Annotated in this window: 19 protein-coding genes and 1 tRNA gene; 6 read left to right on the top strand and 14 right to left on the bottom strand. The window is 68.4% G+C overall.

The features are described 5' to 3' along the window. Positions 1 to 14 precede the first annotated feature (14 nt). From MCBMB27_RS24670 to MCBMB27_RS24655, 4 genes are all read right to left on the bottom strand, one after another. Positions 15 to 902 carry a branched-chain amino acid ABC transporter permease gene (locus MCBMB27_RS24670; protein WP_043380394.1) on the bottom strand — a complete coding sequence of 296 codons (888 nt, stop codon included), beginning with the start codon at positions 900 to 902 and terminating at the stop codon, positions 15 to 17. Positions 903 to 930: 28 nt separating this feature from the next. Further along, positions 931 to 2,148 (bottom strand): ABC transporter substrate-binding protein, encoded by a 1,218-nt coding sequence (locus MCBMB27_RS24665; protein ID WP_043348643.1) that lies wholly within the window; start codon positions 2,146 to 2,148, stop codon positions 931 to 933. Between the two features lie 95 nt (positions 2,149 to 2,243). Further along, entirely contained in the window at positions 2,244 to 2,984 is a 741-nt protein-coding gene (locus MCBMB27_RS24660) for an ABC transporter ATP-binding protein (protein ID WP_043380399.1), read from the bottom strand. Further along, positions 2,977 to 3,735, bottom strand: a complete 759-nt coding sequence (locus MCBMB27_RS24655; protein ID WP_043348639.1) for an ABC transporter ATP-binding protein — start codon at positions 3,733 to 3,735, stop codon at positions 2,977 to 2,979. Before MCBMB27_RS24655 ends, MCBMB27_RS24660 begins: the two co-directional genes overlap by 8 nt. Before the next feature lie 211 nt (positions 3,736 to 3,946). Here MCBMB27_RS24655 and MCBMB27_RS24650 point away from each other — a divergent pair, with 211 nt between their 5' ends. The 3 genes from MCBMB27_RS24650 (at position 3,947) to MCBMB27_RS24640 (ending at position 6,708) form a co-directional block, all read left to right on the top strand. Next, complete coding sequence (locus MCBMB27_RS24650; protein ID WP_075381491.1) at positions 3,947 to 4,825, top strand: 2-dehydro-3-deoxygalactonokinase; 879 nt, start codon at positions 3,947 to 3,949, stop codon at positions 4,823 to 4,825. After that, positions 4,822 to 5,457, top strand: a complete 636-nt coding sequence (locus MCBMB27_RS24645) for a 2-dehydro-3-deoxy-6-phosphogalactonate aldolase (RefSeq protein ID WP_075381490.1) — start codon at positions 4,822 to 4,824, stop codon at positions 5,455 to 5,457. The genes MCBMB27_RS24650 and MCBMB27_RS24645 overlap by 4 nt, the downstream gene beginning before the upstream one ends. An 84-nt stretch (positions 5,458 to 5,541) precedes the next feature. Further along, positions 5,542 to 6,708, top strand: coding sequence for an alanine racemase (locus MCBMB27_RS24640; RefSeq protein WP_075381489.1), 1,167 nt, complete (start codon positions 5,542 to 5,544; stop codon positions 6,706 to 6,708). Positions 6,709 to 6,723: 15 nt separating this feature from the next. On the opposite strand, the gene MCBMB27_RS24635 is transcribed toward MCBMB27_RS24640, so the two are convergent. The 6 genes from MCBMB27_RS24635 to MCBMB27_RS24620 all read right to left on the bottom strand — a co-directional run bounded on the left by MCBMB27_RS24635 (position 6,724) and on the right by MCBMB27_RS24620 (position 9,553). Next, a complete protein-coding gene (locus tag MCBMB27_RS24635) occupies positions 6,724 to 6,966 on the bottom strand; it encodes a hypothetical protein (protein ID WP_043353734.1) in 243 nt (80 codons plus the stop codon). A gap of 145 nt (positions 6,967 to 7,111) precedes the next feature. After that, positions 7,112 to 7,285 (bottom strand): hypothetical protein, encoded by a 174-nt coding sequence (locus MCBMB27_RS30310; RefSeq protein ID WP_164706330.1) that lies wholly within the window; start codon positions 7,283 to 7,285, stop codon positions 7,112 to 7,114. 147 nt (positions 7,286 to 7,432) lie between these two features. Then, the gene (locus MCBMB27_RS24630; RefSeq protein WP_075381488.1) at positions 7,433 to 8,353 is read right to left on the bottom strand and encodes a histone deacetylase family protein; all 921 of its coding nucleotides are present in this window, start codon (positions 8,351 to 8,353) and stop codon (positions 7,433 to 7,435) included. After that, positions 8,350 to 8,874: an NAD(P)/FAD-dependent oxidoreductase gene (locus tag MCBMB27_RS30660; protein WP_236952808.1), complete on the bottom strand. Its 525-nt coding sequence runs from the start codon at positions 8,872 to 8,874 to the stop codon at positions 8,350 to 8,352. Before MCBMB27_RS30660 ends, MCBMB27_RS24630 begins: the two co-directional genes overlap by 4 nt. Further along, a complete protein-coding gene (locus tag MCBMB27_RS30655; protein ID WP_236953018.1) occupies positions 8,841 to 9,254 on the bottom strand; it encodes an NAD(P)-binding protein in 414 nt (137 codons plus the stop codon). Before MCBMB27_RS30655 ends, MCBMB27_RS30660 begins: the two co-directional genes overlap by 34 nt. A 214-nt stretch (positions 9,255 to 9,468) precedes the next feature. Then, positions 9,469 to 9,553, bottom strand: a tRNA-Leu gene (locus MCBMB27_RS24620). Positions 9,554 to 9,679: 126 nt separating this feature from the next. On the opposite strand from MCBMB27_RS24620, the gene MCBMB27_RS24615 reads away from it, so the two are divergent. Then, the gene (locus MCBMB27_RS24615) at positions 9,680 to 10,261 is read left to right on the top strand and encodes a YqaA family protein (protein ID WP_043353820.1); all 582 of its coding nucleotides are present in this window, start codon (positions 9,680 to 9,682) and stop codon (positions 10,259 to 10,261) included. Positions 10,262 to 10,263: 2 nt separating this feature from the next. Then, positions 10,264 to 10,752: a disulfide bond formation protein B gene (locus MCBMB27_RS24610; protein ID WP_075381487.1), complete on the top strand. Its 489-nt coding sequence runs from the start codon at positions 10,264 to 10,266 to the stop codon at positions 10,750 to 10,752. Between the two features lie 25 nt (positions 10,753 to 10,777). Here the strand turns inward: MCBMB27_RS24610 and MCBMB27_RS24605 are convergent, their stop codons facing one another. The 4 genes from MCBMB27_RS24605 to cpdR all read right to left on the bottom strand — a co-directional run bounded on the left by MCBMB27_RS24605 (position 10,778) and on the right by cpdR (position 12,851). After that, positions 10,778 to 11,236, bottom strand: a complete 459-nt coding sequence (locus MCBMB27_RS24605; protein ID WP_075381486.1) for a DUF1178 family protein — start codon at positions 11,234 to 11,236, stop codon at positions 10,778 to 10,780. Continuing rightward, entirely contained in the window at positions 11,233 to 12,114 is an 882-nt protein-coding gene (locus MCBMB27_RS24600; protein ID WP_075381485.1) for a carbon-nitrogen hydrolase family protein, read from the bottom strand. The genes MCBMB27_RS24605 and MCBMB27_RS24600 overlap by 4 nt, the downstream gene beginning before the upstream one ends. After that, positions 12,107 to 12,376: a glutaredoxin 3 gene (grxC, locus tag MCBMB27_RS24595; protein WP_043353813.1), complete on the bottom strand. Its 270-nt coding sequence runs from the start codon at positions 12,374 to 12,376 to the stop codon at positions 12,107 to 12,109. Before grxC ends, MCBMB27_RS24600 begins: the two co-directional genes overlap by 8 nt. A gap of 118 nt (positions 12,377 to 12,494) precedes the next feature. Continuing rightward, complete coding sequence (cpdR, locus tag MCBMB27_RS24590) at positions 12,495 to 12,851, bottom strand: cell cycle two-component system response regulator CpdR (protein ID WP_003603128.1); 357 nt, start codon at positions 12,849 to 12,851, stop codon at positions 12,495 to 12,497. Positions 12,852 to 13,057: 206 nt separating this feature from the next. On the opposite strand from cpdR, the gene MCBMB27_RS24585 reads away from it, so the two are divergent. After that, positions 13,058 to 13,960 (top strand): N-formylglutamate amidohydrolase, encoded by a 903-nt coding sequence (locus MCBMB27_RS24585; protein WP_043380418.1) that lies wholly within the window; start codon positions 13,058 to 13,060, stop codon positions 13,958 to 13,960. Positions 13,961 to 14,120 lie beyond the last annotated feature (160 nt).

Below are 14,120 nucleotides of genomic sequence, written 5' to 3'. Positions count from 1 at the left end.
GCCTCAGTTCGCGGTCAGGCCGTGCGCCCGAACAGGCCGGCGGGTTTGACGAGCAGCACCAGCACCATGATCACGAAGATCACGGTGGCCGACGCCTCCGGATAGAACACCTTGGTCAGCCCCTCGACGAGGCCCAGGGCGAAGCCCGTGATCACCGACCCGATGATCGAGCCCATGCCGCCGATCACCACCACGGCGAAGACCACGATGATGATGTCGGCGCCCATGTTGGGGTTCACCGAGTAGATCGGCGCGGCGAGCACCCCGGCGAAGCCTGCGAGCGCGACGCCGAACCCGTAGGTCAGCGTCAGGAACAGCGGCACGTTCACCCCGAAGGCCTGGACGAGCGTCGGATTCTCGGTGGCGGCCCGGAGATACGCGCCGAGCTTGGTCTTCTCGATGACGAGCCAGGTGGCGATGCAGACGGTCAGCGACGCGACCACCACCCAGGCCCGGTAGTTCGGCAGGAACATGAAGGGCAGCCGCTGGCCGCCGGAGAGCTCCGCCGGGATCGCGTAGGGCAGCCCCGAGACGCCGTACTGGTTGCGGAACAGGCCCTGGATGATCAGCGCCAAGCCAAAGGTCAGCAGAAGTCCGTAGAGGTGGTCGAGCTTGTAGAGCCGGGCGATGAGCACCCGCTCCAGCACGATGCCGAAGGCGCCCACCACGAGGGGCGCGAGACCCAGCGCCCACCAGTAGCCCAGGCCCACATAGGTGAGCAGCATCCAGGCCACGAACGCGCCCATCATGTAGAGCGCGCCGTGGGCGAAGTTGATGATGTTCAGGAGCCCGAAGATGATGGCGAGCCCCAGCGACAGGATCGCGTAGAACGAGCCGTTGATCAGGCCGAGCAGCAATTGCCCGAACAGGGCCTGCGTCGGCACTCCGAAGATCGTGGTCATGGCCGTTCTCCGCGCCCCGATCCCACCGTCAACCCTTCACGAGGGGGCAATTGCCCTCGTTGAGCGGCCGGAAGACCTGATCGCCCGGGATCGTCTCGAGCTTCTTGTAAAGATCCCACTCGCCCTTCGACTCGGCGGGCTTCTTGACCTCGAACAGGTACATGTCGTGGATCTTGCGGCCGTCCGCGCGGATCACGCCCTTGCCGAACAGCGGATCGTCTGTCGGCATCGCCTTCATCTTGGCGACCGTGGCGGCGCCGTCGGTGGTGGATTTCAGCTCGGCCACCGCCTTCAGGTAATGGAGCACGTCCGAGTAGACGCCGGCATGGTTGGCGGTGGGCTTCGAGCCACCCTTCATCTGCTTGGCGAAGCGGTCCGAGAAGGCCCGGGTCTGGTCGTTCAGGTCCCAGTAGAACGGCTCGGTGAGCACGAGACCCTGGGCGACCTTGGTGCCCAGCGAATGCACGTCGGAGGAGAAGACCAGAAGGCCGGCCAGCGCCTGCCCGCCCTCGGTGATGCCGAACTCGCCCGCCTGCTTGATCGCGTTGATCGTGTCGGTTCCGGCATTGGCCAGGCCGATGACCTTGGCGCCCGAGCCCTGCGCCTGAAGCAGGAAGGACGAGAAGTCCGAGGTCGGGAACGGCGTCTTCACCGAGCCGACGACCTTGCCGCCGTTCTTGGTGATCACCGCGCTGGTGTCGCGCTGAAGCGTCTGTCCGAAGACGTAATCGGCGGTCAGGAAGAACCACGTATTGCCGCCGCGCTTCACCATGGCGCCGCCGGTGCCGTTGGCCAGCGCCACCGTGTCGTAGACCCAATGGATGGTGTTCGGCGTGCATTGCGGGCCGGTGAGGTCGGCGGTGCCGGCGCCGGTGTCGATGAAGACCTTGTTCTTCTCCTTGGTGACCTGGCTGATGGCCAGCGCCACCGAGGAGGTCACCCCGTCGGTGATCATGTCGACGTTGTCGCGGTCATACCATTGCCGGGCGATGGCCGCCCCGACATCCGGCTTGTTCTGGTGATCGGCCGAGACGATCTCGACCTTCAGGCCGTGAGCGTCCGGCTTGAAGTCTTCGACGGCGAGCTTCGCGGCCACGACTGAGCCCTCGCCGCTGATATCGGAATAGGCGCCCGATCGATCGCCCAGGATGCCGATCTTCACGTTCGTCTGCGCAGCAGCGGTGCCCATCATCAGGGCGCCGGCAAGGGCGGCGAGGGTCGCGGGCCGGGCGATACGTCCGAACATTTTCGTTTCCATCCTTGTAACGGCGCAGCGGATCTCCGCCAGCCGAGTATCGGGGCGCCGATTGTTGGCGCTTCTACGGTTTTTGCGAACGGGCTTCAGACGCCGAGATAGGCGTGGAGCTTGTCGATATTGGCGTCAAGCTCGGCATTGGGGATCATATCGACCACCCGCCCCTGCTCGATCACGAAATGCCGGTCCGCCAGGGTCTGGGCGAAGCGGAAGTTCTGCTCCACCAGAACGATGGTGTAGCCTTTCGCCTTCAATTGCTGGATGGTCCGGCCGATCTGCTGGACGATGACCGGCGCCAGTCCCTCCGTCGGTTCGTCGAGGAGGATCAGCTTGGCACCGGTGCGCAGGATGCGTCCGATCGCCAGCATCTGCTGCTCGCCGCCGGAGAGCTTGGTGCCCTGGCTGCCGGCGCGCTCCTTCAGGTTCGGGAAGAGCTGATGGATCTCGTCCACCGACATGCCCCCCGGCTTCACCCGCGGCGGCAGCATCAGGTTCTCGTGGACCGTGAGGCTCGCGAAGATGCCCCGCTCCTCCGGGACGTAGCCGATTCCGAGGCGGGCGATGTTCCGGGACGCCATGCGGATGGTCTCGACACCGTCGTAGACGATCGAGCCGGCGCGCTTGCCGAGGATGCCGATGATGGCCCTCAGCGTCGTGGTCTTTCCGGCGCCGTTACGCCCGAGCAGCGTGATGACTTCACCGGTCCGGACATCGATGTCGATCCCGTGGAGCACGTGGCTCTCGCCGTACCAGCCTTCCAATCCGCGGACAGTGAGGAGCGCGCCGGTCGCGGCCGCCGGAGGTGTCTTGAGAGCCGCCTCACGCATGTCCCGCCCCGATATACGCTTCGACCACACGCGGATCCTTCGAGACCGTGGCGTAGTCCCCCTCGGCCAGCACCTGGCCGCGGGCCAGCACGGTGATCCGGTCCGAGAGGGAAGCGACCACCGACAGGTTGTGCTCGACCATCAGGATCGTCCGGTCCTTCGACACGCGCCGAATGAGCGCGGCGGTCCGGTCCACGTCCTCGTGGCCCATGCCGGCCATCGGCTCGTCGAGGAGCAGCATCTCGGGATCGAGAGCGAGCGTGGTTGCGATCTCCAGCGCGCGCTTGCGGCCATAGGACAGCTCGACCGCCAGCACGTCGGCGAACTCCGAGAGTCCGACCGCGTCGACCAGTTCGAGCGCCTCGCCGTTCAGCGCACGCAGGACCCGCTCGGGCCGCCAGAAATCGAAGGAATCGCCGCGCCGCCGCCGCTGCAGGGCGATGCGGACATTCTCCATCACGGTGAGATGCGGGAAGACCGCCGAAATCTGGAACGAGCGGACGAGCCCCAGCCGGGCGACATCCGCCGCCTTGAGGCCGGTGATGTCGCGATCCTTGTAGCGGATCGTCCCCGAAGTCGGGATCAGGAACTTGGTGAGCAGATTGAAGCAGGTGGTCTTGCCGGCGCCGTTCGGCCCGATGAGCGCGTGAATCGTGCCGCGCTCCACCTGCAACGCCACGCCGTTGACGGCCCGGAATCCACGGAATTCCATCGTCAGGCCATCGGTCGCCAGGATTACATCCCGTGCCAAGCGTGTCCCTCCCGGGTTTGATTTCTTGCCGCCATATCGCCGATCCGTGACGGTACAGTCCATCGCAATCGCCGGGGACCACGCGACAATCCCCCGTCAGTGATATCTGTCGCCGACCGTGTCGCGACGGTCGCTCGACCGAACTTGACCACGCGCCGCCCTACGATTAACTCAGACAAATTACGGTGGCGCTATTCTGGGGAGACACGGCATGGACGGTCGCGCGGCCTACATCGCCGTCGACTGGGGCACCACGAACCGTCGGGCCTTCGCCGTGTCGGGCTCGGGAGCGGTGCTCGACAGCCTGCAGGACGGACGCGGGATCCTCTCCCTGGCGCCCGGCGACTACCCCGCGGAGATCGCGGATCTGCGCGCGCGGCTGGGGCCTCACCCGGTCATCGCGGTCGGCATGGTCGGATCCAACCGGGGCTGGCTGTCGGCGCCCTACATCGCCGCGCCGGCAACCCTCGCGGCCCTGGCGAAAGCCTGCGTCGAACCCGCGCCCGACGTGCAGATCGTCCCCGGCGTAGCCCTGCGGGACGGACAGCGTCCCGATGTGATGCGGGGAGAGGAGGTTCAGGTCTTCGGTGCGATCGAAGCGGATTCAGCGCCGCCGACGGCCTTATTCTGTCAGCCGGGCACACACAACAAGTGGATCGAGACCGTCGATGGTGCGATCACGGATTTTACCACCGTGATGACCGGAGAAATCTTCGCCCTGCTTCGCGCACAGGGCATCCTGGCGGGGATGCTCGACGGTGAGGTCGGGAACGGAGCCGCCTTCCGCGCGGGCGTCGGACGGGGCCTCGCCTCCAGAAACCTCGCCGCGACCCTGTTCGAGGTCCGCTCGGGACTGCTGCTCGACCGCCTCGCCCCCGATGACGCGGCCTCCTACGCCAGCGGCATCCTGATCGGCGCCGATGTCGGCACCCGGGACGACCTCCAGGGCCGTCCGGTCCATCTGCTCGGCGGCGGTCCCCTGGCCGCGCTGTACGCCGCCGCCATCGCGCAAGCGGGCGGGACTGCGGTGATCGTGCCGGACGGTTCCACCACGTCCGGTATCCACGCCATCTGGAGTCTGCGGACATGACCATCCACGACCGGTTCGAGGCGGCCTTCGCGGGCTGCCCGCTCGTGGCGATTTTACGGGGACTCACGCCGGACGAGGCGCCGGCGATCGGGGAGGCCCTGGTCGGGGCCGGGTTCACCCTCATCGAGGTGCCGCTCAACTCGCCGGACCCGCTGCGGAGCATCGCGGTGCTCGCTGAGCGCCTCGCCGGACGGGCGCTCGTCGGCGCCGGCACCGTTCTCAGCCGATCGCAGGTCGCCGACGTCGCGGCCGCCGGCGGAGGCCTCGTGGTGTCGCCGAACGCCGATCCGACGGTCATCGGCGCGACCATCGCGGCCGGTCTCGTTTCCCTCCCGGGCTATCAGACACCCACGGAGGCCTTCGCGGCCCTGGCGGCCGGCGCCACCGCGCTCAAGCTGTTCCCGGCGGACGTCGCGACGCCTCTGGCGCTCAAGGCGCATCGCGCGGTTCTGCCGCCGGTCACCCGAGTCCTGGCCGTCGGCGGAATCCTGCCCGAGACGATCGCGGGCTGGCGACAGGCGGGAGCCGATGGTTTCGGCCTCGGCTCCAATCTCTACCGCCCCGGCAAGGGGGCGGACGACGTGGCGCGCGATGCTGCGGCCTACGTGGCGGCATTGCAGCGATCTGCCTGAAGACACGTACGGGGTCCCGACGGCTTGGACCGGCGCCGAGGCTCGCCTATCAGCCTCTCGCGTCGGATAGGTCGGGAGCGGTAGATGATCGGTGACACTGCGGTATCGCCCGGTGGCGGCGGTTTCGACGGACTGGAGACACCGTGCCTCCTCCTGGACGCCGACATCCTGCAGGCGAATGTCGACAGGATGCGCAGGCATCTCGACGGGCTGGGCGTCACCCTGCGCCCGCATCTCAAGACGGCCAAATCCCTCGAGGTCGCGCGCCGGGCGATGGCCGGTCCCGCTGGGCCCGCGACGGTCTCGACGCTCAGGGAGGCCGAGTATTTCGCCGAAGGCGGCGTGCGCGACGTGATCTACGCCGTCGGCATCGCACCGCAGAAGCTCGACCGGGTCGGAGCCATCCGACAGCGCTGGGGGGCGGATCTGGCGATCGTCCTGGATTCGGCAGCCCAGGCCGAGGCTGTGGCGGCCTGGAGCCGGCGCAGCGGCGATGCCCTGCCGGTGCTGATCGAGGTGGATGCCGATGGACATCGCTCCGGGGTCGGGCCGCGGGATGCCGAAACGCTCGTCGCCATCGGCCGCGCGGTCGCGGACGGCGCGAGCCTACGCGGCGTGCTGCTCCATGCCGGCGACAGCTATGGGCTGAGCGATCCCGCCGCCCTTCGTCGGGCGGCCGAGGCCGAGCGCGTGGCCGCCGTCGCGGCGGCCGAGATCCTGCGCGGCGCCGGCCTCCCCTGCCCTGTCGTGAGCGTCGGATCGACGCCCACCGCCCGGTATGCGGAGACCCTCGCGGGCGTCACGGAGGTGCGCGCCGGCGTGTTCATGATCGGCGACTTGTTCCAGGCGGGCGTCGGCTCCTGCACGATCGACGACATCGCCCTCACCGTTCTCGCGACGGTGATCGGGCATCAGCGGGACAAGGGCTGGATCATCACCGACGCGGGATGGATGGCACTCTCGCGTGATCGTGGCACCGCGCGGCAGGCGGTCGATCAGGGTTACGGCTTGGCCTGCGACATCGCCGGGCGCCCCTATCCGGACCTGATCGTGCGGGACGCCAACCAGGAGCACGGGATCGTCGCGGTGCGGAAGGGCGCTGCCGCCGGGCTTCCCGACCTTCCGGTCGGCGCGCGCCTGCGGATTCTCCCGAACCATGCCTGCGCCACGGGTGCTCAGCACGACAGCTATCACGTCGTCGCCGATGGCCGCCTCTCCGGAGAGATCTGGCCGCGCATCAACGGCTGGTGAGGCGCGGCGCCGCGCCTAGCGGCGATTTGCGATGTTCCCTTTCGACCGGTCGGAACGGTCGACGACCGTCCGGCAGGCGGAACTCAACGCCACCCGATTCTCCCGCAGGCAGAGGGTGATAGCGCCCGCATTGGGAATCTGAGAGGCGCAGAGGCGCATCACGTCCGGCGTGCAGGCGGCCCGCTCGGCCCCCGTTTCCGCGAACGCCGAAGCCGTGCCGATGAGGACGACGAACAGTGCGAGGGGGGCGGACTTCATCGCGGTGGGTTCTCCTGAACGGGTCGGGTCGGCGTGCGGCCAAGCCTCGGCATCGGGCGAGAACGTCGACGCCGACCGAGATATCCCGTCACGCTTGTTTCAATCTGACGCAGGGGTGCCGCTCAAGACTACGCAGAGCGCCGGCTCAAGGACGCTCCTGCCGCGTAATCGTTCCGGTGGTGGCCGGCTCGATCAGTGCGGCGCCGACGACCGGTTGCGTTTTCCGCCGGTCGACCTTGTCCGCCGAGACGAGGGCGGCGGCGATCAGGGCCGACACCGCCAGCGTCGCCTTCACCACGTCCCAGACCCGCGCGAGCATGGCCGAACCCTTCCGATGTCACCGAATGCAAGCGGCGGATCCGCGTCGATCATCCGCGCACTCCGGATCCTCGACGGTGGCCGTTCCCAAAACCTTTCCTGCTCGACCGAGACCTGCAGATCGACGGTACCGTGATGCAATCAGGTCTCACTCCGATGTCGGCCGAGCGGCCGCCTCGGCGGCCAGGGCTTCGAAGACCAGCGCGTGGCGCCGCGCGAGGGCCTCGACATCGTGGGTGTATCCGCCGCCGATCACCGCAGCGAGCGCGATCCCGCGCGCGCGAGCCTCGGCCACGACGAAGCGGTCGCGGGCGAGAAGGCCATCATCGGTGAGGCAGAGTCGGCCGAGGCGGTCGTCGCGATGCGGATCGACGCCGGCATTATAGAAGACGAGGTCCGGCGCGAATGCGTCGAGCAGCGGCGGCAGACGGGCACGCAGAACAGCGAGGTAGCCGGCGTCGTCGAGCCTGTCCGGCAAGCCGATATCGAGGTCGCCGGCGATCTTCTGGGCTGGATAATTGTTTTCGCAATGGATCGAGAAGGTGAAGAGCTCCGGGCTTCGGGCGAGACAATCGGCGGTGCCGTCGCCCTGATGCACGTCGAGATCGACCACGAGGACGCGCCGGACCAGCCCCTCGGCCTGGAGCGTCCGCGCCGCTACGGCGACGTCGTTCAGCACGCAGAAGCCAGCACCCTGCTGGCGCCGCGCATGATGGCTGCCGCCAGCGGCGCTGCCCGCCAGACCTTCCGCCAGGGCGAGGCGCGCGGCCAGAAGGGTGCCGCCCACCGATGCGCGCGAGCGCCGGACGAGGGCCGCATCGACCGGTAGCCCGATGGCCCGCTCGATTTCAGGACCGACATCGCAGGCCAGCACCGCATCCACATAGGCGGCATCGTGAGCGCGGATCAGGATGTCCGCCCCGGCCGGCTCCGGCGTGACGAAACCGAGCGGAGCCAGCCCCTTCGCGATCAGCGTCTCCGCGAGCAGGCCGTACTTGCGCATCGGAAACCGATGGCCGACCGGGAGGGACGCCTCATAGGTCGGGTGGAAGGCGATCGGGGGAGTCACGCAGGGTGCCCGAGATCGTTCAGGATAGCGTCGGCGAGCGCCAGCCCGCTGTCGTAGGCCGCCTCGATCCGGGCCCCCAGGCACCAATCCCCGGCCGCCCCGAGTCGGCATGCCGGATCGTACAGGCAGGGCACCTGCAGGGCGTTCTCGACCTGCGCGTAGCGCCAGCGATGGGCTTCCATGTGGGACGGTCGAAGTTCGGAGCCGAGGCAGTCCCGGGTGGCGCGGACAAGTTCGGCGACGATCGTCTCACGCGGCGCTTCGAGATGCCGGCGCGACCAATCCGGGGTCGCGTGGACCGTGAGCCGGATCCCGGGGGGCCGCCCGGGCTTCGACGAATCGCACGCGATCAGGCCGATCGGACCGGCCCCCGGCTCGGTCAGGTCCTCCGGCGGGGACGTGTCCGCCGCGATCATGAAGGACCAGCAGGGTGCATATGAAGCGCGGGCGATGTCCGGGAGGGTGACGCCGGATGCCGCGAGCAGCGTCATGACCTGCGGCGCCGGGACGGTGATCGCCACCGCGTCGAACGGCCCGTGAACGGCGCCCCGGACGCGTCCTCCAGCCGCCAGTGTGCCCCATCCCGGTGAAGACGCAGGATGGTCGTGGCGCTCTGAACCGGAAGACCCGACAGCAGGTCGCGCACGGGCTCGACCATGCTCGGCACGCCGACAGACCGTTCGGAACCGGCCCAGGGCGCAACGATGCCGCTTCGCGCCCATCGATCGATCTGACCCGCGAAGGCGGTACCGCGCGCGCGCATGAACTGAGCGCCATGGTCGAACTGGAGATCACCGACGCGCCGGGTTGCCATCCGACCGCCGACGCCGCGTCCCTTGTCGAACACCCGCACCCGCAGGCCCGCCTCGGCAAGGTGGCGTGCCGCAGCTGCGCCGGCCATGCCCGCGCCGAGAACCGCGACGATCCCACGCTCGTTCAAGTCCCTACTCCGCTCCGCAGGACGGCCAAGCCGGCCGCGTTGCAGCACAGATAGGGGGCAGCGATCAGGAGATCAGGGCGACCGAACTTCGCGCGTCGATGGGATTCGCGCGGACAACGGGTCGCCCCTCATGGAGCCGCCGGACGGGACAGGCCGCACGATCGCCGGATGGCCATGGTGCGGGTAGAGGGAATCGAACCCCCACGCCTTGCGGCTGGCGATTTTGAGTCGCCCGCGTCTACCAGTTCCGCCATACCCGCGTACGGAGGGCTCTTCGCATAGGTCGGCGGGTCCGGCCAAGTGTTGTTTTTGCGGTGGGCGCCGATCTGGCCAAGGCGGGACGCCTATGCTCAAAGGGCGACCGATCGCTCACTTCGGGACCTTGCATGCTCCGCCGGCTGTACGCGTGGATCCTGGCCCTCAGCGACAGGCCGTCCGCGCCCTATGCGCTCGGCGCTGTGGCCTTCGCCGAAAGCTCCTTCTTCCCGGTTCCGCCGGACGCGATGCTGGTGCCCATGGCGGTCGCCCGACCGGACCGGGTCTGGCTCTACGCCACGATCACCACCGTCGCCTCGGTCATCGGCGGACTCGTGGGCTACGCGATCGGGGCCCTCCTGTTCGATTCCCTCGGGGAATGGCTCATCCGTCTCTACGGATTGCAGAACTCGGCCGCGACCTTCCAGGATTCCTACGCGCGCTACGGCCACTGGGTGATCCTGCTGAAGGGACTCACGCCGATCCCCTACAAGCTCGTGACGATCACCTCGGGCTTCGCCCATTACAGCCTGTTCTGGTTCACGGTTCTGTCGATCGTGACCCGTGGCGCCCGCTTCTTCATCCTGGCCGGATTGCTTGGACGCTACGGCGTCCAGATTCGGGCCGTGCTCGACCGGCACCTCAACGCGGTTGCGGCGATCTCCGTCGCCGTCATCGTCCTCGGCTTCCTGCTCTTCAAGGTGATCCTGTAGCGATGAATACGGCGGCCGCCCTGCGCCTCAAGACCGCTGGCCTCTGGCTGGCAATCGCTTCCGCCCTCACCGTCGGAGCCGCGCTCGTTCTGCAGTACGGATACGGCTACGCGCCGTGCAAGCTCTGCCTGACAGAGCGGCTGCCCTATTACGCCGCGATCCCCCTCGGCCTTCTGGCCCTGTTCCTGCCGGAGCGCCTGGCACGGATCGCCCTCGGGCTCGCCGCCCTCGGCCTCCTCTACGGCGCCGGCATCGGGGTCTACCACGCCGGCGCGGAATGGGGCTTCTGGCCGGGGCCGGCCGATTGCGGGGGCGGCACCGGGACGAATCCGGGCCAAGTCGGCGACTTCCTCAACGCGCTCCAGACCACGAAGGTCGTCGATTGCTCGGTGGCGGCGCTCCGGCTGTTCGGGATCTCGCTCGCCGGCTGGAGTGCCCTTGTCTCGGCTGTGCTGGCGTCGTTCGCGGGGACCGCCGCCCTGCGGCCCTGAGGCTCGGGGCGGGTCTGGTATCCGCTTAGTTCCGGTCGTCCGGCAGGACCGGGATCGCCGCCACCTCAATGCCCTCGTCGATCAGCGCGCGCGCCTCCGCGGGGGTCGCCTCGCCATAGATCGAACGGCCCTCGGTCTCCCCGTAATGGATCCTGCGCGCCTCTTCGGGAAAGCGCGCGCCGACGTGCTCGGCATTGGCCACCACGTGCTCCCGGAGCGCGCGCAGCATCGCCCGCAACTGACGCTCCGGCTCGGCGACCATGGTCACCGGCGCTTCCGCCTCCGCCTTCGCGGGCAGCGCGGGTGCACGCGCCCGATCCGTGCGGGCGACGCTCGGCACCATCAGGGCCTTGCTGACCTTGGCGCTGTCACAGACCGGGCACGTCACGAGCCCGCGTTCGACCTGCGTGTCGTAGGAGTCGGAGGACGGGAACCAGCTCTCGAAGCCGTGTCCGGCCTCGCAGACGAGACTGTAGCGGATCATTCTGTCGCTTGCTGTGCTGCCTGATGCGCCGCTTGAGCCTGGGAAGAGACGCGCTCGATGGTGAAGGGCCGGCCGTGCTGCAACGAAGGGATGCGGGCCCGGGCCTCGGCGACCTGCGCGAGGTCGATCTCCGCCAGAATGATCCCGGGTTCGACCCCGCCGGCATCGGCCAGCACCCGGCCCCAGGGATCGACGATCAGCGAATGGCCGTAGGTTTCCCGCCCGTCCTCGTGCAGGCCGCCCTGCGCCGCCGAGATCACGAAGGCGCCGGTCTCGATGGCGCGGGCCCGCTGCAGGACGTGCCAATGGGCCTCCCCGGTCTGACGGGTGAAGCAGGCGGGTGCCGTCAGCACGTCCGCGCCCGCTTCGGCGAGGGCGCGGTACAGGGCGGGAAAACGGATGTCGTAGCAGATCGTCAGGCCGAGGGTGGCCCACGGCGTCTCGGCGAGGACCGCGCAGGCACCTCCGGAATACGTGGCGGATTCCCGCCACCGCTCGCCGCTCGGCAGGTCGACATCGAAGAGGTGCAGCTTGTCGTAGGACGCCAGGATCGCGCCATCGGCGCCGATCAGGTAGGCCCGGTTGGCGATCTTGTCGCCGGACCGGACTGCGATCGAGCCGATCTGAACGACCGTGCCGGTCTGGCGCGCGGTCTCGCGGAGGGCCGCCAGGGTCTGGTCCTGGTCCTCGGCGGTGACGTGGGCGAACAGGCGCTCGCGGCTCCGCTCCACCAGGGATGTCATCTCGGGAGTCTGCACGTAGGCCGCGCCCCGGGACGCCGCTTCGCGCACACCCGCCACGGCCGCGTCGCGGTTGGCCGCGGGATCGCGCCCCGACCGCATCTGCACGCAGGCGGCCGTGAAGCGCGCCTCAGGCATCGGCCGTGTCCTTGAGCAGCGGGTCGAGCTTGCCAGCCCGGTCGAGGGCGTACAGGTCGTCGCAGCCGCCGACATGCGTGGCACCGATGAAGATCTGAGGCACGCTCGTACGGCCGCCCGCGCGCTCGACCATCGCGGTTCGAGCCCCCTGCGCGCGCTCGACGTCGATCTCCTGGAAGGCCACGCCCTTTTCCTTCAGCAGGCTTTTGGCCGCCGAGCAGTAGGGACACCAGCCCGTGGTGTAGATTGTGACCGGCTGCATCGCGAACGTCGTCCCGACCGTGAACTCCCGCCATATAGGAGTGCGGGACGCGACTTGCCTATGCCCGTGTCGCCACAGGCAAACTCGGTCGCGCCGTGCCGGTGGCTCCGCGGCCGGCTCAGGCAGCCAGCAGTTTTTCGACCTCGTTCACGAGATCGCGCAGGTGGAAGGGCTTCGACAGGACCTTCGCATCCTTCGGAGCCTTGGAATCCGGGTTCAGGGCCACGGCTGCGAAGCCGGTGATGAACATCACCTTGATATCGGGATCGAGCTCGGTGGCCCGGCGAGCCAGTTCGATACCGTCCATCTCGGGCATCACGATATCGGTCAGCAGCAGCTCGAACGGCTCCTCGCGCAGCCGGTTGTAGGCCGAGAGGCCGTTGTCGAAGGACAGGACATCATAGCCCGCATTCTGCAGCGCCTTGGCCAGAAACCGGCGCATGTCGTTGTCGTCTTCCGCCAGCAGGATTTTCATCGGCCGGATCCGAGCCTTCGAGTCGAGAAGTTGATCCCATAAAGGGAGGCGATGGTAAACAAGGTGTTAGGATGGAGCGCGCAGCGGGAGCCGCGTGTCTCACGGGCGACTGCCCCAGTCGCCGGCACGGAGTGGACAGGCGGTCGATCGCGCACCACAGTGAGCACCTGCCGTCCTCGTTCAACCGCCGGGGTGTCCACCAACCGATGACTGCATCCGAACCGGTACAGCCAGACGCCTTCGGATTTGCCCCGGCCTTTGCGGTCGACGAGCCCGCGGCGCACACCCTGCCCTTCGTCTTCAATACCGGTCATTCTGGAGCCGTCTACCCCCCAGACTTCATCGCAGCCTCGCGGCTCGACGCCCTGGCGCTGCGTCGCTCCGAGGACGCCTATGTCGAGCGCCTGTTCGCGCCCGTCGTCGAACTGGGCGCGCCGCTGCTGCGGGCCAACTTCCCCCGCGCCTTCCTCGACGTGAACCGCGAGCCGTACGAGCTCGACCCCCGCATGTTCGACGGGCGCCTGCCGCCCTTCGCCAACACCCGGTCGATGCGCGTGGCCGGCGGCCTCGGGACGGTCCCGCGCGTCGTCGCAGACGGTCAGGAAATCTACGCCCGGCGACTGCCCGTGGCCGAGGCGACCGCCCGGATCGAGGGCCTGTACAAGCCCTATCACCGCGCGTTGCGCAGCCTCATCCAGCGCACGGCGCGCGCGCATGGTTGCTGCATGCTCATCGACTGCCACTCGATGCCCTCATCGAGCCTGGGCCGCGACCCGGAGATGAAGGCCGACGTGGTGCTGGGTGACCGGTATGGCACGGCTTGCGCGCCCGCGCTGATCGACGGGTTCGAGGCCGCGTTCCGGGCTCGGGGTTTTCGCGTGGTGCGCAACAAGCCCTACGCGGGCGGGTTCATCACGGAGCATTATGGCGAGCCGAACCTGGATCGCCACGCGCTCCAGATTGAGGTCAACCGCGGCCTCTACATGAACGAGGTCAGCCTCGCGACGACGCCGGGCTTTCCGGCCCTGGTCGGAGCCTTGCGCGCCGTGATCGTCGAGGTCTCGCGAGATCTCGCGGAGGTCGTTCCGCGCCAAATCGCCGCGGAATAGCGATCGCGCCGGGACGTTCGGCGGAGACGGATGCGGGAGGACCAGACAGAAAAAAGGCCACTCCCGAAGGAGCGGCCCGAAGTCTAGGGAGGAAACGCCCAAGAAGGGCAGCAGGACCGCGACGCCATCGCGATCCCGCAACGCACAAATTAAAGTGCGC

It is taken from the genome of Methylobacterium phyllosphaerae (genome assembly GCF_001936175.1).
Classification (GTDB): domain Bacteria; phylum Pseudomonadota; class Alphaproteobacteria; order Rhizobiales; family Beijerinckiaceae; genus Methylobacterium; species Methylobacterium fujisawaense.
Note: the sequence above shows the minus strand (reverse complement) of the source record. Positions and strands in the feature narration are given on the sequence as shown.

Bases quoted from the DNA above. Each gene is read 5' to 3' on its own strand.
- MCBMB27_RS24670 (WP_043380394.1), bottom strand. From the start codon at position 902: ATGACCACGATCTTCGGAGTGCCGACGCAGGCCCTGTTCGGGCAATTG.
- MCBMB27_RS24665 (WP_043348643.1), bottom strand. From the start codon at position 2,148: ATGTTCGGACGTATCGCCCGGCCCGCGACCCTCGCCGCCCTTGCCGGC.
- MCBMB27_RS24660 (WP_043380399.1), bottom strand. From the start codon at position 2,984: ATGCGTGAGGCGGCTCTCAAGACACCTCCGGCGGCCGCGACCGGCGCG.
- MCBMB27_RS24650 (WP_075381491.1), top strand. From the start codon at position 3,947: ATGGACGGTCGCGCGGCCTACATCGCCGTCGACTGGGGCACCACGAAC.
- MCBMB27_RS24645 (WP_075381490.1), top strand. From the start codon at position 4,822: ATGACCATCCACGACCGGTTCGAGGCGGCCTTCGCGGGCTGCCCGCTC.
- MCBMB27_RS24640 (WP_075381489.1), top strand. From the start codon at position 5,542: ATGATCGGTGACACTGCGGTATCGCCCGGTGGCGGCGGTTTCGACGGA.
- MCBMB27_RS24635 (WP_043353734.1), bottom strand. From the start codon at position 6,966: ATGAAGTCCGCCCCCCTCGCACTGTTCGTCGTCCTCATCGGCACGGCT.
- MCBMB27_RS30310 (WP_164706330.1), bottom strand. From the start codon at position 7,285: ATGCTCGCGCGGGTCTGGGACGTGGTGAAGGCGACGCTGGCGGTGTCG.
- MCBMB27_RS30655 (WP_236953018.1), bottom strand. From the start codon at position 9,254: ATGGCCGGCGCAGCTGCGGCACGCCACCTTGCCGAGGCGGGCCTGCGG.
- MCBMB27_RS24615 (WP_043353820.1), top strand. From the start codon at position 9,680: ATGCTCCGCCGGCTGTACGCGTGGATCCTGGCCCTCAGCGACAGGCCG.
- MCBMB27_RS24610 (WP_075381487.1), top strand. From the start codon at position 10,264: ATGAATACGGCGGCCGCCCTGCGCCTCAAGACCGCTGGCCTCTGGCTG.
- MCBMB27_RS24605 (WP_075381486.1), bottom strand. From the start codon at position 11,236: ATGATCCGCTACAGTCTCGTCTGCGAGGCCGGACACGGCTTCGAGAGC.
- MCBMB27_RS24600 (WP_075381485.1), bottom strand. From the start codon at position 12,114: ATGCCTGAGGCGCGCTTCACGGCCGCCTGCGTGCAGATGCGGTCGGGG.
- grxC (WP_043353813.1), bottom strand. From the start codon at position 12,376: ATGCAGCCGGTCACAATCTACACCACGGGCTGGTGTCCCTACTGCTCG.
- cpdR (WP_003603128.1), bottom strand. From the start codon at position 12,851: ATGAAAATCCTGCTGGCGGAAGACGACAACGACATGCGCCGGTTTCTG.
- MCBMB27_RS24585 (WP_043380418.1), top strand. From the start codon at position 13,058: ATGACTGCATCCGAACCGGTACAGCCAGACGCCTTCGGATTTGCCCCG.